Annotated in this window: 15 protein-coding genes and 2 tRNA genes; 12 read left to right on the top strand and 5 right to left on the bottom strand. The window is 66.4% G+C overall.

The genetic code is table 11. From position 1 onward, the window contains the following. Positions 1-33 precede the first annotated feature (33 nt). From ACFUCV_RS02725 to ettA, 3 genes are read left to right on the top strand one after another with little or no spacing between them, the layout of a single operon-like run. Complete coding sequence (locus ACFUCV_RS02725) at positions 34-684, top strand: single-stranded DNA-binding protein (RefSeq protein WP_380811760.1); 651 nt, start codon at positions 34-36, stop codon at positions 682-684. 32 nt (positions 685-716) lie between these two features. Then, on the top strand, positions 717-1280 hold the full coding sequence (locus ACFUCV_RS02720; RefSeq protein WP_380811759.1) for a DUF6993 domain-containing protein: 564 nt from the start codon (positions 717-719) through the stop codon (positions 1278-1280). A gap of 54 nt (positions 1281-1334) precedes the next feature. Further along, on the top strand, positions 1335-3017 hold the full coding sequence (ettA, locus tag ACFUCV_RS02715; RefSeq protein ID WP_380811757.1) for an energy-dependent translational throttle protein EttA: 1683 nt from the start codon (positions 1335-1337) through the stop codon (positions 3015-3017). 128 nt (positions 3018-3145) lie between these two features. Here the strand turns inward: ettA and ACFUCV_RS02710 are convergent, their stop codons facing one another. Beyond that, positions 3146-4048, bottom strand: a complete 903-nt coding sequence (locus ACFUCV_RS02710) for an acyl-CoA thioesterase (protein WP_380811755.1) — start codon at positions 4046-4048, stop codon at positions 3146-3148. Positions 4049-4173: 125 nt separating this feature from the next. On the opposite strand from ACFUCV_RS02710, the gene ACFUCV_RS02705 reads away from it, so the two are divergent. Together ACFUCV_RS02705 and ACFUCV_RS02700 are read left to right on the top strand one after the other, a co-directional pair. Further along, complete coding sequence (locus tag ACFUCV_RS02705) at positions 4174-4656, top strand: acyl-CoA thioesterase (RefSeq protein ID WP_380811753.1); 483 nt, start codon at positions 4174-4176, stop codon at positions 4654-4656. Beyond that, positions 4653-5321 carry a hypothetical protein gene (locus ACFUCV_RS02700; RefSeq protein WP_380811751.1) on the top strand — a complete coding sequence of 223 codons (669 nt, stop codon included), beginning with the start codon at positions 4653-4655 and terminating at the stop codon, positions 5319-5321. The genes ACFUCV_RS02705 and ACFUCV_RS02700 overlap by 4 nt, the downstream gene beginning before the upstream one ends. Before the next feature lie 21 nt (positions 5322-5342). Here ACFUCV_RS02700 and ACFUCV_RS02695 read toward each other — a convergent pair whose 3' ends face one another. The 4 genes from ACFUCV_RS02695 to pepN all read right to left on the bottom strand — a co-directional run bounded on the left by ACFUCV_RS02695 (position 5343) and on the right by pepN (position 9772). Further along, complete coding sequence (locus tag ACFUCV_RS02695; protein ID WP_380811749.1) at positions 5343-5885, bottom strand: globin; 543 nt, start codon at positions 5883-5885, stop codon at positions 5343-5345. A gap of 17 nt (positions 5886-5902) precedes the next feature. Further along, the gene (locus ACFUCV_RS02690; RefSeq protein ID WP_380811747.1) at positions 5903-6595 is read right to left on the bottom strand and encodes a mechanosensitive ion channel family protein; all 693 of its coding nucleotides are present in this window, start codon (positions 6593-6595) and stop codon (positions 5903-5905) included. Between the two features lie 62 nt (positions 6596-6657). After that, complete coding sequence (locus tag ACFUCV_RS02685) at positions 6658-7140, bottom strand: OsmC family protein (protein WP_380811745.1); 483 nt, start codon at positions 7138-7140, stop codon at positions 6658-6660. A gap of 82 nt (positions 7141-7222) precedes the next feature. Continuing rightward, positions 7223-9772, bottom strand: coding sequence for an aminopeptidase N (pepN, locus tag ACFUCV_RS02680; RefSeq protein WP_380811743.1), 2550 nt, complete (start codon positions 9770-9772; stop codon positions 7223-7225). A 251-nt stretch (positions 9773-10023) separates the two neighbouring features. Between pepN and ACFUCV_RS02675 the strand changes: the two genes are divergently transcribed. From ACFUCV_RS02675 to tig, 7 genes are all read left to right on the top strand, one after another. Further along, the gene (locus tag ACFUCV_RS02675; protein ID WP_380811741.1) at positions 10024-11061 is read left to right on the top strand and encodes a DUF1648 domain-containing protein; all 1038 of its coding nucleotides are present in this window, start codon (positions 10024-10026) and stop codon (positions 11059-11061) included. Between the two features lie 4 nt (positions 11062-11065). Next, the gene (locus ACFUCV_RS02670; RefSeq protein WP_380811739.1) at positions 11066-12061 is read left to right on the top strand and encodes a hypothetical protein; all 996 of its coding nucleotides are present in this window, start codon (positions 11066-11068) and stop codon (positions 12059-12061) included. A 113-nt stretch (positions 12062-12174) separates the two neighbouring features. Continuing rightward, positions 12175-12648: a ribose-5-phosphate isomerase gene (locus ACFUCV_RS02665; protein ID WP_380811737.1), complete on the top strand. Its 474-nt coding sequence runs from the start codon at positions 12175-12177 to the stop codon at positions 12646-12648. A 32-nt stretch (positions 12649-12680) separates the two neighbouring features. Continuing rightward, positions 12681-13709 carry an Fpg/Nei family DNA glycosylase gene (locus ACFUCV_RS02660; protein WP_380811734.1) on the top strand — a complete coding sequence of 343 codons (1029 nt, stop codon included), beginning with the start codon at positions 12681-12683 and terminating at the stop codon, positions 13707-13709. A 133-nt stretch (positions 13710-13842) separates the two neighbouring features. After that, positions 13843-13916: transfer RNA gene (locus tag ACFUCV_RS02655), tRNA-Gly, on the top strand. Positions 13917-14039: 123 nt separating this feature from the next. Further along, positions 14040-14112 (top strand) — tRNA-Pro (locus tag ACFUCV_RS02650). An 88-nt stretch (positions 14113-14200) separates the two neighbouring features. Then, the gene (gene tig / locus ACFUCV_RS02645; protein ID WP_380811732.1) at positions 14201-15571 is read left to right on the top strand and encodes a trigger factor; all 1371 of its coding nucleotides are present in this window, start codon (positions 14201-14203) and stop codon (positions 15569-15571) included. Positions 15572-15731 lie beyond the last annotated feature (160 nt).

The raw sequence follows: 15731 nt of genomic DNA, 5'->3' as shown, positions 1-15731 counted from the left end.
CAGCATTTCCAGGAACTTGTGAAAGGGACGCCCATGTCTAACTATGTGACCATCCAAGGTTTTGCCTCCTCCGACGTTGAACTGGACACCAAGGAATCCGGACTGGTGGTGGGAAAGTTCCGGATGGGTTCCACCCACAGGATGCAGGACCCCATCACCCGGCTTTGGGTTGACGGGGAAACCAACTGGTACCGGGTGAACATGTTCCGCGCCCTGGCCCACAACGTGGCCGCCAGCGTCAAAAAGGGGGACCGGATCATTGTCATTGGCCGGCTCCGGATCAAGACCTGGCTCAAACCGGACGGCTCCCCGGGCATGGGGGTGGAGATCGACGCCGAGACGGTGGCCAACGACCTCAAGTTCGGCACCTGCACCTACCACCGCGGCGCCGGCCGCACGGGAGCGGCCAACGGCACCTCACATGGCACCACAACGTCCGCCATGGACTCCGCAGGTGCCACAGATCCAGCAGCAGGAGCCGCAGCCGGCGTGTGGGCCGGAACGGAGGCTCCGACGCCCACCACGGGCGGCAGCTCCCCAACCGCGGGGGAAGGTGAACTGGACGTCGCGGAACCCGAAGTGGACGAAGCGGATGCCGATGGGGATGGGCTCGAGGCGGAGGGGGAAATGAACGTCAATCGAAGCACGGGCGAGCTGTTGGACGCCACACCGCCACCCTACTGAACCGTGCCAGTGGCCCATGGCACAATGGCGGGGTGACTTTGGATGAAATGACGCCCCGCCGGAAACCACATTCCCGACGCACGGGCCTGCGCGGGGTTGCGGCCTCCCTCGTTGTTGCCGCGGCACTGGGCCTGGGCGGCTGTTCGCTGTTGCCCAATGACGGATCCGCGGGTGAGCAGGCACCTGCTGCCACCTCCGCTGCCGCGGAAGCGCCGGCGGCCCCGGACGCCGCAGCCCCGGACGCCGCAGCTGCGGAGGGCGCGGCGCCCCAGGAGCCGGCGCAGCCGCTGACCGCCGCAGGGGAGCTGGGCAAAAAGCTTGAGGGAACACTGGGCACTTTGGCGCAGACCACCAAAACCCCGAACCGCGCCCAAATGCTCAATGCCATGCTCACCGCCGGCGCAGTCAAGGAAAAGACCGAGGTGTCCATTGACATCACCCCCACCGGCCTTGCCGTCGATGCCATTGAGGCAGCCACCTTGGTCGCCGAGGAGTGTGTGGTGGGCCAGGTCCGTGAAGGCAATGTGGCCGTCACGGTTCTTCCCGCACTGGCCTCCGGCCGCTGCTTCGTGGGGGAAGTCCTTCCCCTGCCGTAATGCCCGGGTGCGGCAAATGTGAGTTCTGGCCCTGCACCCACTAACCTTGAGGGCATGGCGGAATTTATTTATACAATGTCCAACGCCCGCAAGGCTGTTGGCGACAAACTCATCCTCGACAACGTAAGCATGTCGTTCTACCCGGGCGCCAAGATCGGCGTCGTGGGTCCCAATGGTGCCGGAAAGTCCACCATTTTGAAGATCATGGCCGGCTTGGACACACCCTCCAACGGTGATGCCCGCCTGAGCCCCGGCTACACGGTGGGCATCCTGCTGCAGGAGCCGCCGCTGAACGAGGAAAAGACCGTTCTGGGCAATGTCCAGGAGGGCGTGGGCGAGATCTACGCAAAGATCACCCGCTACAACGAGATCTCCGAAGAGATGGCCAGCCCCGACGCCGACTTCGACACCCTGCTCGAGGAAATGGGCAAGCTGCAGGAAGCCATTGACGCCGCCGACGCCTGGGACATCGACTCCCAGCTGGAGCAGGCCATGGACGCACTCCAGTGCCCGCCGGGCGACTCCGACGTCACCGTCCTCTCCGGTGGTGAGCGCCGCCGCGTTGCCCTGTGCAAGCTGCTGCTGCAAAAGCCCGACCTGCTGCTGCTCGACGAGCCCACCAACCACTTGGACGCCGAGTCCGTGAACTGGCTGGAACAGCACCTGAAGAACTACGCAGGCGCCGTTTTGGCCGTGACCCACGACCGTTACTTCCTGGACCACGTGGCCGAGTGGATTGCCGAAGTCGACCGCGGCCACCTGTACCCGTACGAAGGCAACTACTCCACCTACCTGGAGAAGAAGCGCGCCCGTTTGGAGGTCCAGGGCAAGAAGGACGCCAAGCAGGCCAAGCGCCTCACCGAGGAACTCGAGTGGGTCCGCTCGAACGCCAAGGGCCGCCAGACCAAGTCCAAGGCCCGTCTGGCCCGCTACGAGGAAATGGCCGCCGAGGCCGACCGCACGCGCAAGCTCGACTTTGAAGAGATCCAGATCCCGCCGGGCCCGCGCCTGGGCGGCATTGTGCTGGAAGCCGAAAACCTGAAGAAGGGCTTTGGCGACCGCATCCTGATCGACGGGCTGACCTTCACCCTGCCCCGCAACGGCATTGTGGGCGTCATTGGCCCGAACGGCGTGGGCAAGTCCACCCTCTTCAAAACCATTGTTGGTCTGGAGGAGCTCGACGGCGGCAAGCTCAAGGTGGGCGAATCGGTCAAGATCTCCTACGCCGACCAGAGCCGCGGCGGCATCGACCCCGACAAGACCCTGTGGGAAGTCGTTTCCGACGGCCTGGACTTCATCCAGGTGGGCCAGGTTGAAATGCCGTCCCGTGCCTACGTGGCCGCCTTCGGCTTCAAGGGCCCGGACCAGCAGAAGAAGGCCGGGGTGCTCTCCGGTGGTGAGCGCAACCGCCTGAACCTGGCGCTGACCCTGAAGCAGGGTGGAAACCTCCTGCTGCTCGATGAGCCCACCAACGACCTTGACGTGGAAACCCTCAGCAGCCTGGAAAACGCGCTGCTGGAATTCCCCGGCTGCGCCGTGGTGGTCTCGCACGACCGTTGGTTCCTGGACCGGATTGCCACCCACATCCTGGCCTACGAAGGCACCGACGAGAACCCGGCCAACTGGCACTGGTTCGAGGGCAACTTCGACTCCTACGAGGAGAACAAGGTGGAGCGCCTGGGCGCCGATGCGGCCCGCCCGCACCGCGTCACCCACCGCCGCCTGACCCGCGACTAATCTCCACGCCTTCCGGGGGCAGCCGCCGGTGCGGCCGCCCACCGGGGCCCCCGGGCGCATGGGCCCAAAAGGAAAGGGCCGGTTCCACCAGGAACCGGCCCTTTTTGTGCCCGCTTGAGGGACGTGCCTCAGCCTGCGTTGGTGCCTTCGGGGATGCGGATCATGCCTTCCTGGGCCACGCTGGCCACCAGGACGCCGTCGCGGTTGTAGAAGCGGCCCTGGTTCAGGCCCCGGGCCTCGGAGGCGCTGGGGGAGCTGGCCACGTACAGCAGCCAGTCATCCACCTGCAGGGGCCGGTGCCACCACATGGCATGGTCCAGGCTGGCCACGCTGATTCCCGGGGTGGACCAGCTGATGCCGTGGCCCCTGAGGGACGGCTCCAGCAGGGTGTAGTCGCTGGCATAGGCCAGGGCCGCGCGGTGCAGGTTCTGGTCCCCGGGCATGGGACCCAGCGTCTTCAGCCACACGGCCGTCTGGGGGACGTGTTCGCCCTTGACGTCAAAGTACACGTTCTCGCCAATGTGGCGGATGTCGAACGGGCGCTCATACGCCCAGGACTTCGCCACGGGGTGGTCAATGCCGCCCAGCAGCTCCGCGGAACTGGGCAGCGATTCGGGGTCCGGCATGCCCTGGGGCATGGCGTCCTGGTGTTCAATGCCATGGTCCGGGCGCTGGAAGGAGGAGATCATGGACAGGATGGGTGCCCCGCCCTGGTAGGCGTGGGTGCGGCGGGCGGAGAAGGAGCGGCCGTCACGCAGGCGCTGCACGCCAAAGGTCAAGGGCGCGGTGGCGTCGCCGGGGCGCAGGAAGTAGCCATGCATGGAGTGCATCAGGTGTTCCCCCTCCATGGTGCGCGCCGCCGCCACGAGCGACTGCGCCAGCACCTGTCCGCCAAAGAGGCGCGGGTGCGGGGCAAGGGCATCGCCGAGGCCCACAAAGATGTCCTCATCGGTGGCGGCGCCTTCGGCATTGGACAGGTCCAGGATCTGCAGCAGGGTTTCCATGGGGGTCAGGTCGGTGCTGGAATTCATAAACGTGACTCTATGTGTCGGCCCCCGGTGCCACCAACAAGCCACGCGGCACAGGGGTGTGCCAGTGCTTGTGAGCTTGGGTACTTCAATTGCCCGTGCGCGCACGCCTTTGACATGATGAAGCCATGGCTCCCGGCATTGAAGTTCCCCAGCAAATCCGCTTCGGCGACATTGACTCCTACCACCACGTAAACAACGTGGTCTATCTGCAGTACCTGGAGGACGCCAGGGTGGCCTTGACACACACGCCGCTGCCCGGCGGCGGCACCATCACCGATCTGGTGGGCCGGGATGTGTTTACGCTGGTGGGCCGGCATGAAATCGAGTACCTGGCGCCACTGGAGTTCCGCACCGCGCCCGTATTCACCAACATTTGGGTCACCGGCATTGGCGGCTCCAGCTTTGAACTGGGCTACACCGTGGCCGAGGCCGGCTCCAGCGTGGTCTACGTCCAGGCCACCACCTCCATGGTCCTGGTCTCGCGCACCACCGGCCGCCCCGTCCGTCTGACGGAGGAGCAGCGTGCGGCCCTGGAAACCTGGCGCGGGGACCCGGTGGCCTTCCGGCGCCCCAGCCGCACCGCCAGCATGGAAAGTGGCCAGGCATGAGCGTGGGCACCAGCGCCGGCGAGCTGGTTTTGGGCGATCCCGGCACCGTTGCGGACCTGCGCACCTTTGTGACCCGCGCCCGCACGGCGGACGACGGCGCCATCCGCCTTCAGGGGGCCGGCAACGTCCTTGCCGCCTACGTGTGCGTCATGCGCGCCAAGCTGCTGGGGGAGGGCACCCCCACCATCCTGGGGCTGCGCACCATGGCGCTGGGAACGGCGTCGGACGTTGATGTGACGGTGCCGCTGGCAGCCGTGGCCGACCGGCTGGCACGCATGGACGCCAACGAGCTGGCGCTGCCGGTGCCGCCCATGACCGTCAATGAATCATGGGCCGCCGTCAGTGCGCCGCGCGGGGCGTGGGAGCAGCAGGGAAACATTCCCGCCGAGGCCTTGATCGAGGCGGCAAAGACCGGTGTGCAGGAGGTGGGGCAGGTGATGCCCGTCAATCCAGGTGCCCTGCTGGTCAACAACATCCGCGCGTCGGTGTGGGGACGGACCATGCCGGATGTCCCGGGCGCGGTTCCGGCCGGAGCGGCCTTTGCCGCCTACGCCCTGGGGTTTGTGGCGCCGGGCGAAACGGCGGCCATCTTCACCTCGCACCGCTGGGTGCGGATCAGCACGGAGCGCGGACACATTCTGGTGCGCCCGCGCTCGGTGTTGTGACAAATGCTGGTGTAGCTGTGCTTAGAGGCCCGGGTCCGAAGGTGCGTTGACCATGGAGTGGGCGGCCCGCTCCATGTAGTCCCACAGCGTTTCGCGCTGGAGCGGGGCAAGGTCCACCGAATCAATGCCCTGGCGCATGGCGTCCAGCCAGCGGTCGCGGGCCTCCGGCGTCACGGCGAAGGGCATGTGGCGCATGCGCAGGCGCGGGTGGCCACGCTCTTCCAGATAGGTGCGCGGGCCGCCCCAGTACTGCTCGGTGAACAGCAGCATGCGCCGCTCGGCCGGGCCCAGGTCCTCCTCCGGGTACATGGCGCGCAGCACGGGATCCGCAGCCACGCCCTCATAGAAGACGCGGATGATTTTGGCGAAGGTTTCATGCCCGCCCACCTGGCCGTAAAAGGTGTCGGAGTAGTCCGGAGCCCCGGTGGCCGGGGCATCTGCAGCCGCGGACGTGCCGGGAGTCCCCACAGGCAGACCAGGGGTGGGCGCGCTGCGGCCCGGAGCGGGCGCCGGTCCCTGGGACGGGGCCCCCAGGCCGGGGGTGGGGAGCTGTGCTTTACTCATGAACGCGTCCAAGCCTTCTATTCTGCTGATTCGTCTACGTGGTGGTGGGGGGCGGCACCGGGACGCACGGCTTCGGAGGCTTCCGCGGCGGCGGGCGGCCGGTAGTTTCCCTTGGAACGGTTGCCCAAACGCAGGATCTCACCATTGCGCAGGTACCACAGCGTGCCGTCCAGGGCCATGACGCGGGTGATGCGCAGGCCCAGGTATTCCACCGTGCCCACCACCTCGCTGGTTTCAATCACATCGCCAATGCCGTACTGGTCCTCCAGGGTGATGAACACCCCGGCCAGGAAGTCACGGATGAGCTGCTGGGCACCAAAACCAATGGCAATGCCCACCACGCCCACGCTGGCCAGCAGCGGGGAAATGTCTATGTCAAAGGCCAACAGCACATAGAAGCCGGTGATCACTGACACCAGGCCGGTCAACACGGAGTTGAGCAAGGTGCCAATGGTGCGGGCGCGCTGCACCCGCCGCTCATGGTCCAGGGCCTTGACCATGGGGTTGATGCCCCGGAGCATGGGGGTGGCCCACCCCACCCGCCTGTCAGCGAAGGGGGTCCGCTCCGTCTGGGCGTGTTTGACCACCATCCGCACCAGGTAATGCAGGACCAGCCACACGATCAGGCCCACTGCGATGGCGATGCCCGCTTCGGCGAGGCTGCCCCACAGTTTGTCGAGCCCATTGTCAATCTCTTCAAGTGCTTGCACGCGAAAAAATACCTTAATTCGTTGGGAACGGGGTACCCATCCAGCGTAACAGCGGCGCCTGATCAGTCGCTGGTGGCCGCCAGCAGGCCCGGTGTGTGATGCACGGGGAAGTTCAGGCTGCGGGCAATGAAGCACTTTGCGGCGGCTTCTGCATGCAGCGACAGTGCCAGCTCACGCGTGGCCGGGTCCGCAACATAAATTTTTGGTTGCAGCGTGGCTGAGCTGAACTGGCCGCTGCCGTCGCCGTTGAGCGTCAAGGTCCCCGTGGCGGTGTCCTCATATTTTGTGACGACTATCCCATGGCTGGCGGCAACGTGCAGGTAGGAGAGCATGTGGCATTGTGCCAGGGACGTCAGCAGCAGCTGTTCGGGATTCCACCTGTCCCGGTCGCCGTGGAATTTCCTGTCGGCGGAGCCCAGCAGCGCCGGCACACCCTCGGCGGTCACCGTGTGGTCACGGCCGTAGGCCTTGTAGTCGCGGGTGCCAAAGCCCCGGTTCCCGGTCCAAAAAACGTTGATTTCAAACTGCTGATCATTGAGCGCCATAGTTCAGCATAGAACGCCCCGGACCCAACAGTGCCCGGGGCGGAAGAAGTTCTCCGGTCCCGGGCACTGGTGCTGACGTGCCTTACTGGTCGGCGGCCTGTGCGCGCAGGGCCCGGGCCACGCCGTCGCGGCTTTCCACCAGCAGCCGCCGCAGCGCCGGTGCGTCCTGGCCCAGCTGGGCCAGGAACGCGTCCGTGGCGTCGAGCGTGGCTTGGGAAACCAGCTGCACCGGGTACAGCCCGGTGATGATGGTGGAGGAGGTCTCATAGGACCGGGTGTCCCACACCTCCTTGATGGCGGCAAAGTACTTGGCCACATAGGGTTCCAGCAGCGTCAGGTCCCACACCTTGGTGAAGCCGGCAATGGCTGCCCGCTGCACGGCATTGGCGCCCTCGCCGTCGACCACCACCGACTGCCAGGTCTCGGCCTTGGCTTCCGGGGTGGGGATGGCCGCAAGTGCGGTGGCTGCGGCGAGCTGGCCGTTTTGGGTGTTGTCAGCCGCGAGCGCGGCCTCAATCTCGGCATTGGCGGCCCGTCCGCCGGCTGCCAGGGAAATCAGCAGCTCCCAGCGCATGTCGGTGTCCAGGGTGAGCCCGCCCAGGTTTTCCGTGCCCTCCAGAAGTCCGCGCACCCGGTCCAGCTGCTCCTGGGACTGGGCGTGGGCGGCAAAGGCCTTTACAAACTGCAGTTGGGCGTCGGAGGCAGGTGCTGCCGCCTGGGCCAGCTGCCACAGGTATTCGGCGGCGGCCAGGGCGGTGGTTTTTTGGTGCTGGGGCGCCACGTAGTAGTGCAGGGCGGTGGAGAGCTGGCGCAGCAGCACCATGATGACGGTGGAATCGCTTTCGTGCCCAATGGTGGCCAGCACAAAGTCCACGTAGTCGCGCGCCGGGGTTTCGCCGTCGCGCGCGGCATCCCAGGCCGAGGCCGACACCAGGGTGCGCGGCAGGGATTCCTTGAAGTCCTTCAGATGGGTTTTGGCGGTGGCCAGCGACTGTGGGTCCAGGCGGATCTTGGCGTAGGCCAGGTCGTCGTCGTTGAGCAGGATCAACGCCGGGCGGGCCATGCCCACCAGCTCCGGCACGGGTGTCACGGCGCCGTCAACATCGAGTTCCACCCGGTGGGTGCGCACCAGTTTGCCGGCGTCCCCGCCCTCGGTGGCCAGCTCGTAAAAGCCCACGGCCGCCCGGTGCGGGCGCAGGGTGGGGTGTTCGTCCACGGCGGACTGGAGGATGGCGAAGGAGGTGATGACGCCGTCGTCGGTGGTTTCCACCGCCGGCTTGAAGGTGTTGACGCCGGCGGTCTCCAACCACACGCGGGTCCACGCGGAGAGGTCCCGGCCGCTGGCGGCCTCCAACTCCACCATCAGATCCGGCAGTTCGGTGTTGGACCAGGCGTGCTTGGCGAAGTAGGCGCGCACCCCTGCCATGAACTCCTCCTGGCCCACCCAGGCCACCAGCTGGCGCAGCACCGAGGCGCCCTTGGCGTAGGTGATGCCGTCAAAGTTCACCAGCACGTCCTCAAGATCATTGATCTCGGCCTTGATGGGGTGGGTGGAGGGCAGCTGGTCCTGGCGGTAGGCCCAGCTCTTCTCCAGGGAGGAAAAGGTGGTCCAGGAATCCACGTACTGGGTGTTCTCGGCCGCGGCCAGGGTGGACATGAACTCGGCGAAGGATTCATTGAGCCACAAATCATTCCACCAGCGCATGGTGACCAGGTCCCCAAACCACATGTGGGCGAGTTCGTGCAGTATGGTGATGGCGCGGCGTTCCACCATGGCGTCGGTGACCTTGGAGCGGAACACATAGCTTTCCAGGAACGTCACGGCCCCGGCGTTCTCCATGGCGCCGGCATTGAATTCCGGGACAAAGAGCTGATCGTACTTGGGGAACGGGTACGGGGTGCCGAACTGCTTTTCAAAGAACTCAAAGCCCTGCCGGGTCAAGGCAAAGACGTTTTCGGCATCCAGGTGCTCCATGAGCGACTTGCGGGCAAAGACGCCCAACGGGATGGTGCGCCCGTCGGAGCTGGTGAGTTCGCTGCGCACGTTCTCATAGGGGCCGGCAATGAGGGCGGTGATGTAGCTGGACATCTTCAGGGTCGGCTCGAAGTGCCAGGTGGCGCGGCCTTCCCCGGCCGGGACAGGCTCCGGGGTGGGGGAGTTGGAGATGACGTCCCAGTGCGCGGGCGCCGTGATGTGGAAGGTGAAGGTGGCCTTCTGGTCGGGCTGTTCAAAGACGGCAAACATGCGCCGGGAATCGGGCACCTCAAACTGGCTGTACAGGTACACCTCCCCGTCCACGGGATCCACAAAGCGGTGCAGGCCCTCCCCGGTGTTCATGAACAAGGCATCGGCCTTGACGGTGAGCACGTTCTCGGCGGCGAGGTTCGGCAGCTGGATGCGCACGCCGTCGGACACCTCCGCCGGGTCCAGCTCCACGCCATTGAGGTTCACGCTGTGCACGTCGTGGGTGACGGCGTCAATGAACGACGACGCGCCCTCCTTTGCGGTGAAGCGCACCGTGGTGGTGGCGGCGAAGGTGGTCTCCGAGGTGGTCAGGTCCAGGCTGACGTCGTAGCTGCTGACTGTGAGCGTATCCGTGCGCGCAATGGCTTCGGCGCGGGTGAGGTTCATACCGGGCAAGGTGGTGCCTTTCCGTTGGGTCGGGAGCTTCCAGCGGCGCGGGGTATGTGCGCGGAACGCTCACGGCTTGGTGGCGCAATGCTTTGAGTGTTCCACGTTACTCCCGGGTAGAGCGGAATTGAACTTGTTCCCGGTGCGCCCCTTGGGGGAGTGTTGATGAAGGCAGGCCCCACGCAGGGGGCGCGCCGCCGCCATCCGGGGGGAGCCCGGTGCGGAGACTTGGTGGAAGGGGAACGTTTTTCATGGGGGAGCAGCTTCGCAGCACGGCCGCAGAGGCGCTGTACAACAGGCGGTGGCTGGTGGGGCTGGTGCTGGGCCCGGTGCTGCTGGCCCTGGCCGCGGCGGCATGGATGCTGGGCGTGGCCGGGAGTCTGCCGCAGGAACTTGCCACCCACTGGAACGCCAGGAACGAGGTGGATGGCTGGATGTCCCTGTCCGGGGTGGTGTGGATGACCCTGGCCATGGGCGCCCTCGGTGCCGTCATCGCACCGCTGGCGGTGCTGATGCGCGCCCAGTCGGCGCTGCTGGCCCGCGTGGGTGTGGGCGTGGGGATCGCCTTTGCGGTGGGGCTGGTGGGCCTTTCGGTGGCCATGGTGGCAGCTCAGGTGGATCTGGCGGACTCTTCCCAGGCCCAGTTGCACGGCGGCGTGATGGCCGCCGGTATTGCCGCGGCCTTCGTGGCGGCCGGTGCCGCCTGGTGGGCGTACCGGCCCGGTGACGTGGTGCGGGCCGAAAACGTGGAGGTGGCGGCCGTGAAGGCCGCCCTGGCCGCCGCGGATTCCCCGGTGGCCCTGGCCGCCCGGCGCCAGGCCGCCGGCGGGGAAACCCTGCGCCTGAAGGTGTCGATGGGCCGCCGGGGGTGGCTGCTCAGCGCGGGCGTGGGAGGCCTTGTGGCCTTGTGCACCTGGTTCATCTGGCCCTGGCTGGCCCTGTCCGGTCTGGTGCTGGGATGGCTTGCCTGGGTGTTCACCGCCGGCACCGCCGTGATTGGCCCCGATGGTGTGAAGGTCCTGGCCGGCGGCTTTTGGAAGGTCATGCCCTTGGCCTGGAAGGAGGTCCGCTCGGCGTCGGTGGAGCACATTGCGGCCTTGGACATGGGCGGCTGGGGCTACCGCATGAACGGCGGCAGCGTGGGTTTCATCACCGCCAGCGGTCCGGCGGTGGTGCTGGAAGCAGGCTTTTCCCAACGGTTCGTGATCTCCATGCCGGATGCGGCCACGGCGGCGCGGGCCGCGGCGCTCGCGGACGCTTATGTTCAAGCGCAAAAAGTGCAACGCTAGTGCCATGAAATCCAGTCCCGACCCCGAACACCATGTCAGCCGGGTCGATGCCCGGGCCCTGCGCTTTGCCCTGACCTTCCCCGTGCTTTTGTCGGTGGCCCTGGCCGTGGGTGGCCTGCTGCTCACCCCCGGGCTGCCGCGGGGCATTGAACTGCCGTGGGGCGGCGGTGCCGTCCCCGTGCCCCTGTTCCTCATGGTGGCGGCCGCCTCCATGGTGGGCGCCGGCGGGGGTCTCGGTGCCTTGGGCGCCAACACCGCGTTTCCGGGCACCACCCGCCGGGTGCTGCTGGGTGTGGCCATGGCCGTGCAGCTGTCACTGTTCAGTCTGTTTGTGGCAGCCCTGCTGGGGCAGGGGGCCGCCGGCGAACTTCCGCCGCAGCGGGTCTCCGGCTTTGTGGTGCTGATGGGCTGCGGCCTTGCCGCGGCCATGGGCGTGGTGCTGGCCCTGTCCTTCAAGCCCGAAGAGCAGTGGAGCGCGGCGGACGACGCCGCCCTGGCCGCCCTGGCCCATCCGGAGCAGGCGGCCGTGCAGGGGCGGGTGGGCTATTTCCTGCACCCGCGCAGCTCCGTGATCATCATGATCCTGCTCGCGGCCCTGCTCCCGGGTGCCCTGCTGGCCATCCTCTCGCCGTGGATCCTGCTGGCCATGGTGCTGGCGGCCTTGGCGGGCATTGCCCTGCTGAGCGCCAGCGTTGTTGCCGAAAACCGCCGGATCACTGTCAAAATGCTGGGCTTTGTACCTGTCATCACCGTCCCCTGCAGCCAGGTGGCAGCCGCCGGGGCCCTGGAACTCACAGTTGCCGGGAACGGCGGCCGTGGCCTGCGCAGGCGCCGCGGATCCGTCAGCTTTCTCGCCCGCCCAGGTGCCGGCGTCGTCCTGCGCACGCACGACGGCGGCAGGGTGGTCCTCGGCGCCCCGGACCTTGAGGTGGCCGAGGAGTTCGCGGCCTGGGTGAACGGCAGGGCCGGCGAAACACCGCCGCAGCCCCCCGGCGGGTAGGGGCGCACGCCAGGCCCCGGCGTCGGGACCGGCGCGGGTCCCCGGCGTGGTGGACCCCCGCACCATGGGTAGGGTTAAGGCATCAACTGTTCGTCAACCCAAAGGAACCTTCCGTGCGCGTTCACATTGCAACCGACCATGCTGGCATGGAGCTCAGCGCCCACCTCATTGAAGTGCTGTCCGCCAAGGGCTACGAGATGGTGGACCACGGGCCGGCCGCCTACGACGCCGAGGACGACTACCCCTCCTTCTGCATCAATGCCGCGCAGGCCGTGGCCACCGAGCAGGAGGCAGGCATGGACGCGCTGGGCATCGTGCTTGGCGGCTCCGGCAATGGCGAGCAGATGGCAGCGAACAAGGTCAAGGGCGTCCGCGCAGCGTTGGCCTGGAACCTCTCCACCGCCAAGCTGGCCCGCGAGCACAACAACGCCAATGTGGTCGCCGTGGGCGGTCGCCAGCACAGCGTGGCGGAAGCGGCTGAAATCATTGAGGCCTTTTTGTCCGAGCCGTTCAGCAACGCCGAACGCCACGTGCGCCGCATCAATAAAATTGCCCAGTACGAGACCACAGGTGTTGTGCCCGAATAGCTCCACCGCAGCCACGAAAGCAGGGACCATTCATGCCTGAGGGACATTCAGTGCACCGGCTGGCACGCCAGTTCCAGGACGTCTTTGGCGGCGCGGAGCTGGCGGTGTCCAGCCCGCAGGGCAGGTTTGCCGCCGGCGCCGGGCTGCTGGACGGCCGGATCCTGGAGCGTGCCCAGGCCCACGGGAAACAGCTGTTTCTGCACTTCTCCCACGACCGGGTGCTGCGTGTCCACCTGGGCCTGTACGGGGCCTGGAGCTTTGGCGGCGATTCCACCTTCACCGGGGCCTCCAGCATTGGCGCGCCGCGCCGCGTGGGTGAAACTGAACTGCGCGGCGGCGCCTCCTCCGGTTCCCCAGCCGGCCCCGGCGCCTCAGCTGATCCCAGTTCGTCAGCAGATCCCAGTGCCGATGCCGCCCCGCCCCCGCCGCAGGGTGCGGTGCGGGTGCGGCTGGTCTCCGCCCATGGCTGGGCGGATCTGCGCGGACCCACGGCCTGCGAGGTCATCAGCCCCGCCGAGGCGGTGGCGGCCCTGGCCAAGCTGGGGCCGGATCCGCTGCATAACGAACCCGGGGACGGCGAGGAGTTTGCCCGCCGAATCCGCAGCAGCAGCACCTCCATTGCCCTGCAGCTGATGAAACAGGACGTGCTGGCCGGGGTGGGCAACATCTACCGCGCCGAGACCCTGTTCCGGCGCGGGCTGAACCCCACACTGCCCGGGCGGTCCCTGCAGCAGGAGGAGGCGCTGGCCCTGTGGGCGGACGTGGCGGCCATCATGGCCGACGGCGTGCACGACGGCACCATCATCACCACCGAACTGCCGGAACGGCCCTCGGGACTCGGCGCCGCCGTCGGACATGGACTGGCCGCCGCCACAACGGCAGCATCAGGCACAGCCGCCGCCGGGGCGGCCCTGCCCTGCGGCAACAGCCAGGTTCCCCGCGAGGAGGCCCATTACGTGTACAAGCGCGAAAAGCTGCCGTGCCGGCGCTGCGGCACGGCACTGGCCGTGACCCTGCTGGCGGCCCGGAAACTATACTGGTGTCCCAGCTGCCAAAGCTGACCGCCGGCACCGCGCCGGTGCCTGGCCGGCACCTCGGCGGCGCCGGCAACGGCAGGTGCCGGTCACGATTTGCGGCAGCGGCAAAGTCGTTGATAGTGTTACGGAGTTGTCCGGCCACAAGCCGAATTCCAGCGGGGGCGTAGCTTAATGGTAAAGCCTCAGTCTTCCAAACTGATTACGCGGGTTCGATTCCCGTCGCCCCCTCCAAATCATCCCCGGCCCGCACGGCCGGGGATTTTCTTTTGCCCGCAGCCGGGCACCGGCGCCGGCGGCCCATGCGCGGCGATTGTGCATATGGCCTTTCTTGCCCGTAGACTAATGCGGTCATTACGGGGCGTAGCGTAGTGGCTAGCGCGCCTGCTTTGGGAGCAGGAGACCGCAGGTTCGAGTCCTGTCGCCCCGACTTCAGCATTATTGCGTTCACTTTGGTCAGTGACTGCCCATGTGCTGGGGCCTAATATCCATCAACAGACCATCAGGAGTACCACGCTGTGAAGAGCGCTGTCGAAAACCTCACACCCACCCGGGTCAAGCTCGATGTCGAGGTTTCCTTTGAGGAATTGAAGCCGAGCATTGCTGAGGCCTACAAGACAATTGCCACACAGGTGCAGGTGCCTGGCTTCCGCAAGGGCAAGGTCCCCAACAAGCTGATCGACCAGCGTGTGGGCCGCGGCTACGTGCTGGAGACGGCCATCAACTCCGGCCTCAACGGCTGGTACCAGGAAGCAGTTGTCGAGAACAAGCTCATTCCCCTGAGCCGTCCCGAGGTGGAAATCACCGAGGTTCCCGACCCCACCGCCACCGACGGTGTGGTGAAGTTCCACGTCGAAATTGACATCCGCCCCGAAATTGAGCTGCCCGACTACGAGGGCCTCGAAGTTGAGGTTGCCGCACTCGAGACCTCCGACGAAGACACGGAGAAGGAACTCGACGAGCTGCGCGCCCGTTTCGGAACCTTGATTGCCGTGGACCGTCCGGCCGCCGACGGTGACTTCCTCACCATCAACATTGCCGCCAAGATCGACGACGTCGAGGTTGACTCGGCTTCCGACCTTTCCTACCAGATTGGCGCGGGCAACATGCTCGAAGGCCTGGACGAGGCCGCAACCGGCCTGTCCGCCGGCGAAGAAGCCATCTTCAACACCAAGCTGGCCGGTGGCGAGCACGCCGGTGAAGAAGCGCTTGTCACCGTCAAGGTCACCTCCGTCAAGGTCCGTGAACTGCCCGAGGCCAACGACGACTTTGCCCAGCTGGCTTCCGAGTTCGACACCATTGCCGAGCTGAAGGAGGACTTGGCCAAGCAGGCCGCCGAATCCAAGACCGTGGAGCAGGGTGTTGAGGCACGCGACCTGGTGCTGGAGAAGCTCGTTGAGCTCGTTGAGGTTCCCGTCCCGGACTCGGTTGTGGCCGAGCAGCTCGAGCAGCACTTCAAGGCCGAGAACTCCCACGGCGGCGAAGAGCACGACACCGAAGAGCACCGCGCCGAAATCACGGAAAACACGCAGAAGGCCTTCCGCAACGAAATCATCCTTGACGCCATTGCCGAGAAGGAGGAAGTCAGCGTCAGCCAGGCTGAGTTGATTGACTACATTGTTTCCTCCGCCAGCCAGTACGGCATGGAGCCGAACCAGTTCGCCCAGATGCTGGACTCCTCCGGCCAGGTCAACATGATCGTTGGCGAAGTCCGCCGCCGCAAGGCCCTGGCAGCAGTGCTGGGCAAGGCAGTGGTGAAGGACTCCAAGGGCAACGTTGTTGACCTGAGCGATTTTGTCTCCGTCCCCGCCGAGGAAGAGGAAGCCCCTTCCGAGGACGAGGTCATTGAGCCCACCGCAGTGAGCGAGCCGGACGAGACCCGCGTCTAGTTCCCGGTGGTGAAAGCCACGTGATGCCAGCCGTTGCCGGCCCCTCCAGGGGCCGGCAACGGCTTTTTTGTCCCCGGGGCCAACTGCCCGCCGGCGGAGCGTTGCGCCCCTGGCGGAAGCATGTTCGGGGATCGTGCGCCGACAGCGAACAGTGCCGTCA

Origin of the sequence: Specibacter sp. NPDC057265, assembly GCF_042668835.1 — a bacterium.
Taxonomy (GTDB): Bacteria; Actinomycetota; Actinomycetes; order Actinomycetales; family Micrococcaceae; genus Specibacter.
The sequence above is the reverse complement of the archived record's forward strand: the minus strand, read 5'-3'. Positions and strand labels throughout refer to the sequence as shown.

Bases quoted from the DNA above. Each gene is read 5' to 3' on its own strand.
- ACFUCV_RS02705 (WP_380811753.1), top strand. From the start codon at position 4,174: ATGGCTCCCGGCATTGAAGTTCCCCAGCAAATCCGCTTCGGCGACATT.
- ettA (WP_380811757.1), top strand. From the start codon at position 1,335: ATGGCGGAATTTATTTATACAATGTCCAACGCCCGCAAGGCTGTTGGC.
- ACFUCV_RS02710 (WP_380811755.1), bottom strand. From the start codon at position 4,048: ATGAATTCCAGCACCGACCTGACCCCCATGGAAACCCTGCTGCAGATC.
- ACFUCV_RS02685 (WP_380811745.1), bottom strand. From the start codon at position 7,140: ATGGCGCTCAATGATCAGCAGTTTGAAATCAACGTTTTTTGGACCGGG.
- ACFUCV_RS02725 (WP_380811760.1), top strand. From the start codon at position 34: ATGTCTAACTATGTGACCATCCAAGGTTTTGCCTCCTCCGACGTTGAA.
- pepN (WP_380811743.1), bottom strand. From the start codon at position 9,772: ATGAACCTCACCCGCGCCGAAGCCATTGCGCGCACGGATACGCTCACA.
- ACFUCV_RS02700 (WP_380811751.1), top strand. From the start codon at position 4,653: ATGAGCGTGGGCACCAGCGCCGGCGAGCTGGTTTTGGGCGATCCCGGC.
- ACFUCV_RS02670 (WP_380811739.1), top strand. From the start codon at position 11,066: ATGAAATCCAGTCCCGACCCCGAACACCATGTCAGCCGGGTCGATGCC.
- ACFUCV_RS02695 (WP_380811749.1), bottom strand. From the start codon at position 5,885: ATGAGTAAAGCACAGCTCCCCACCCCCGGCCTGGGGGCCCCGTCCCAG.
- ACFUCV_RS02660 (WP_380811734.1), top strand. From the start codon at position 12,681: ATGCCTGAGGGACATTCAGTGCACCGGCTGGCACGCCAGTTCCAGGAC.
- ACFUCV_RS02675 (WP_380811741.1), top strand. From the start codon at position 10,024: ATGGGGGAGCAGCTTCGCAGCACGGCCGCAGAGGCGCTGTACAACAGG.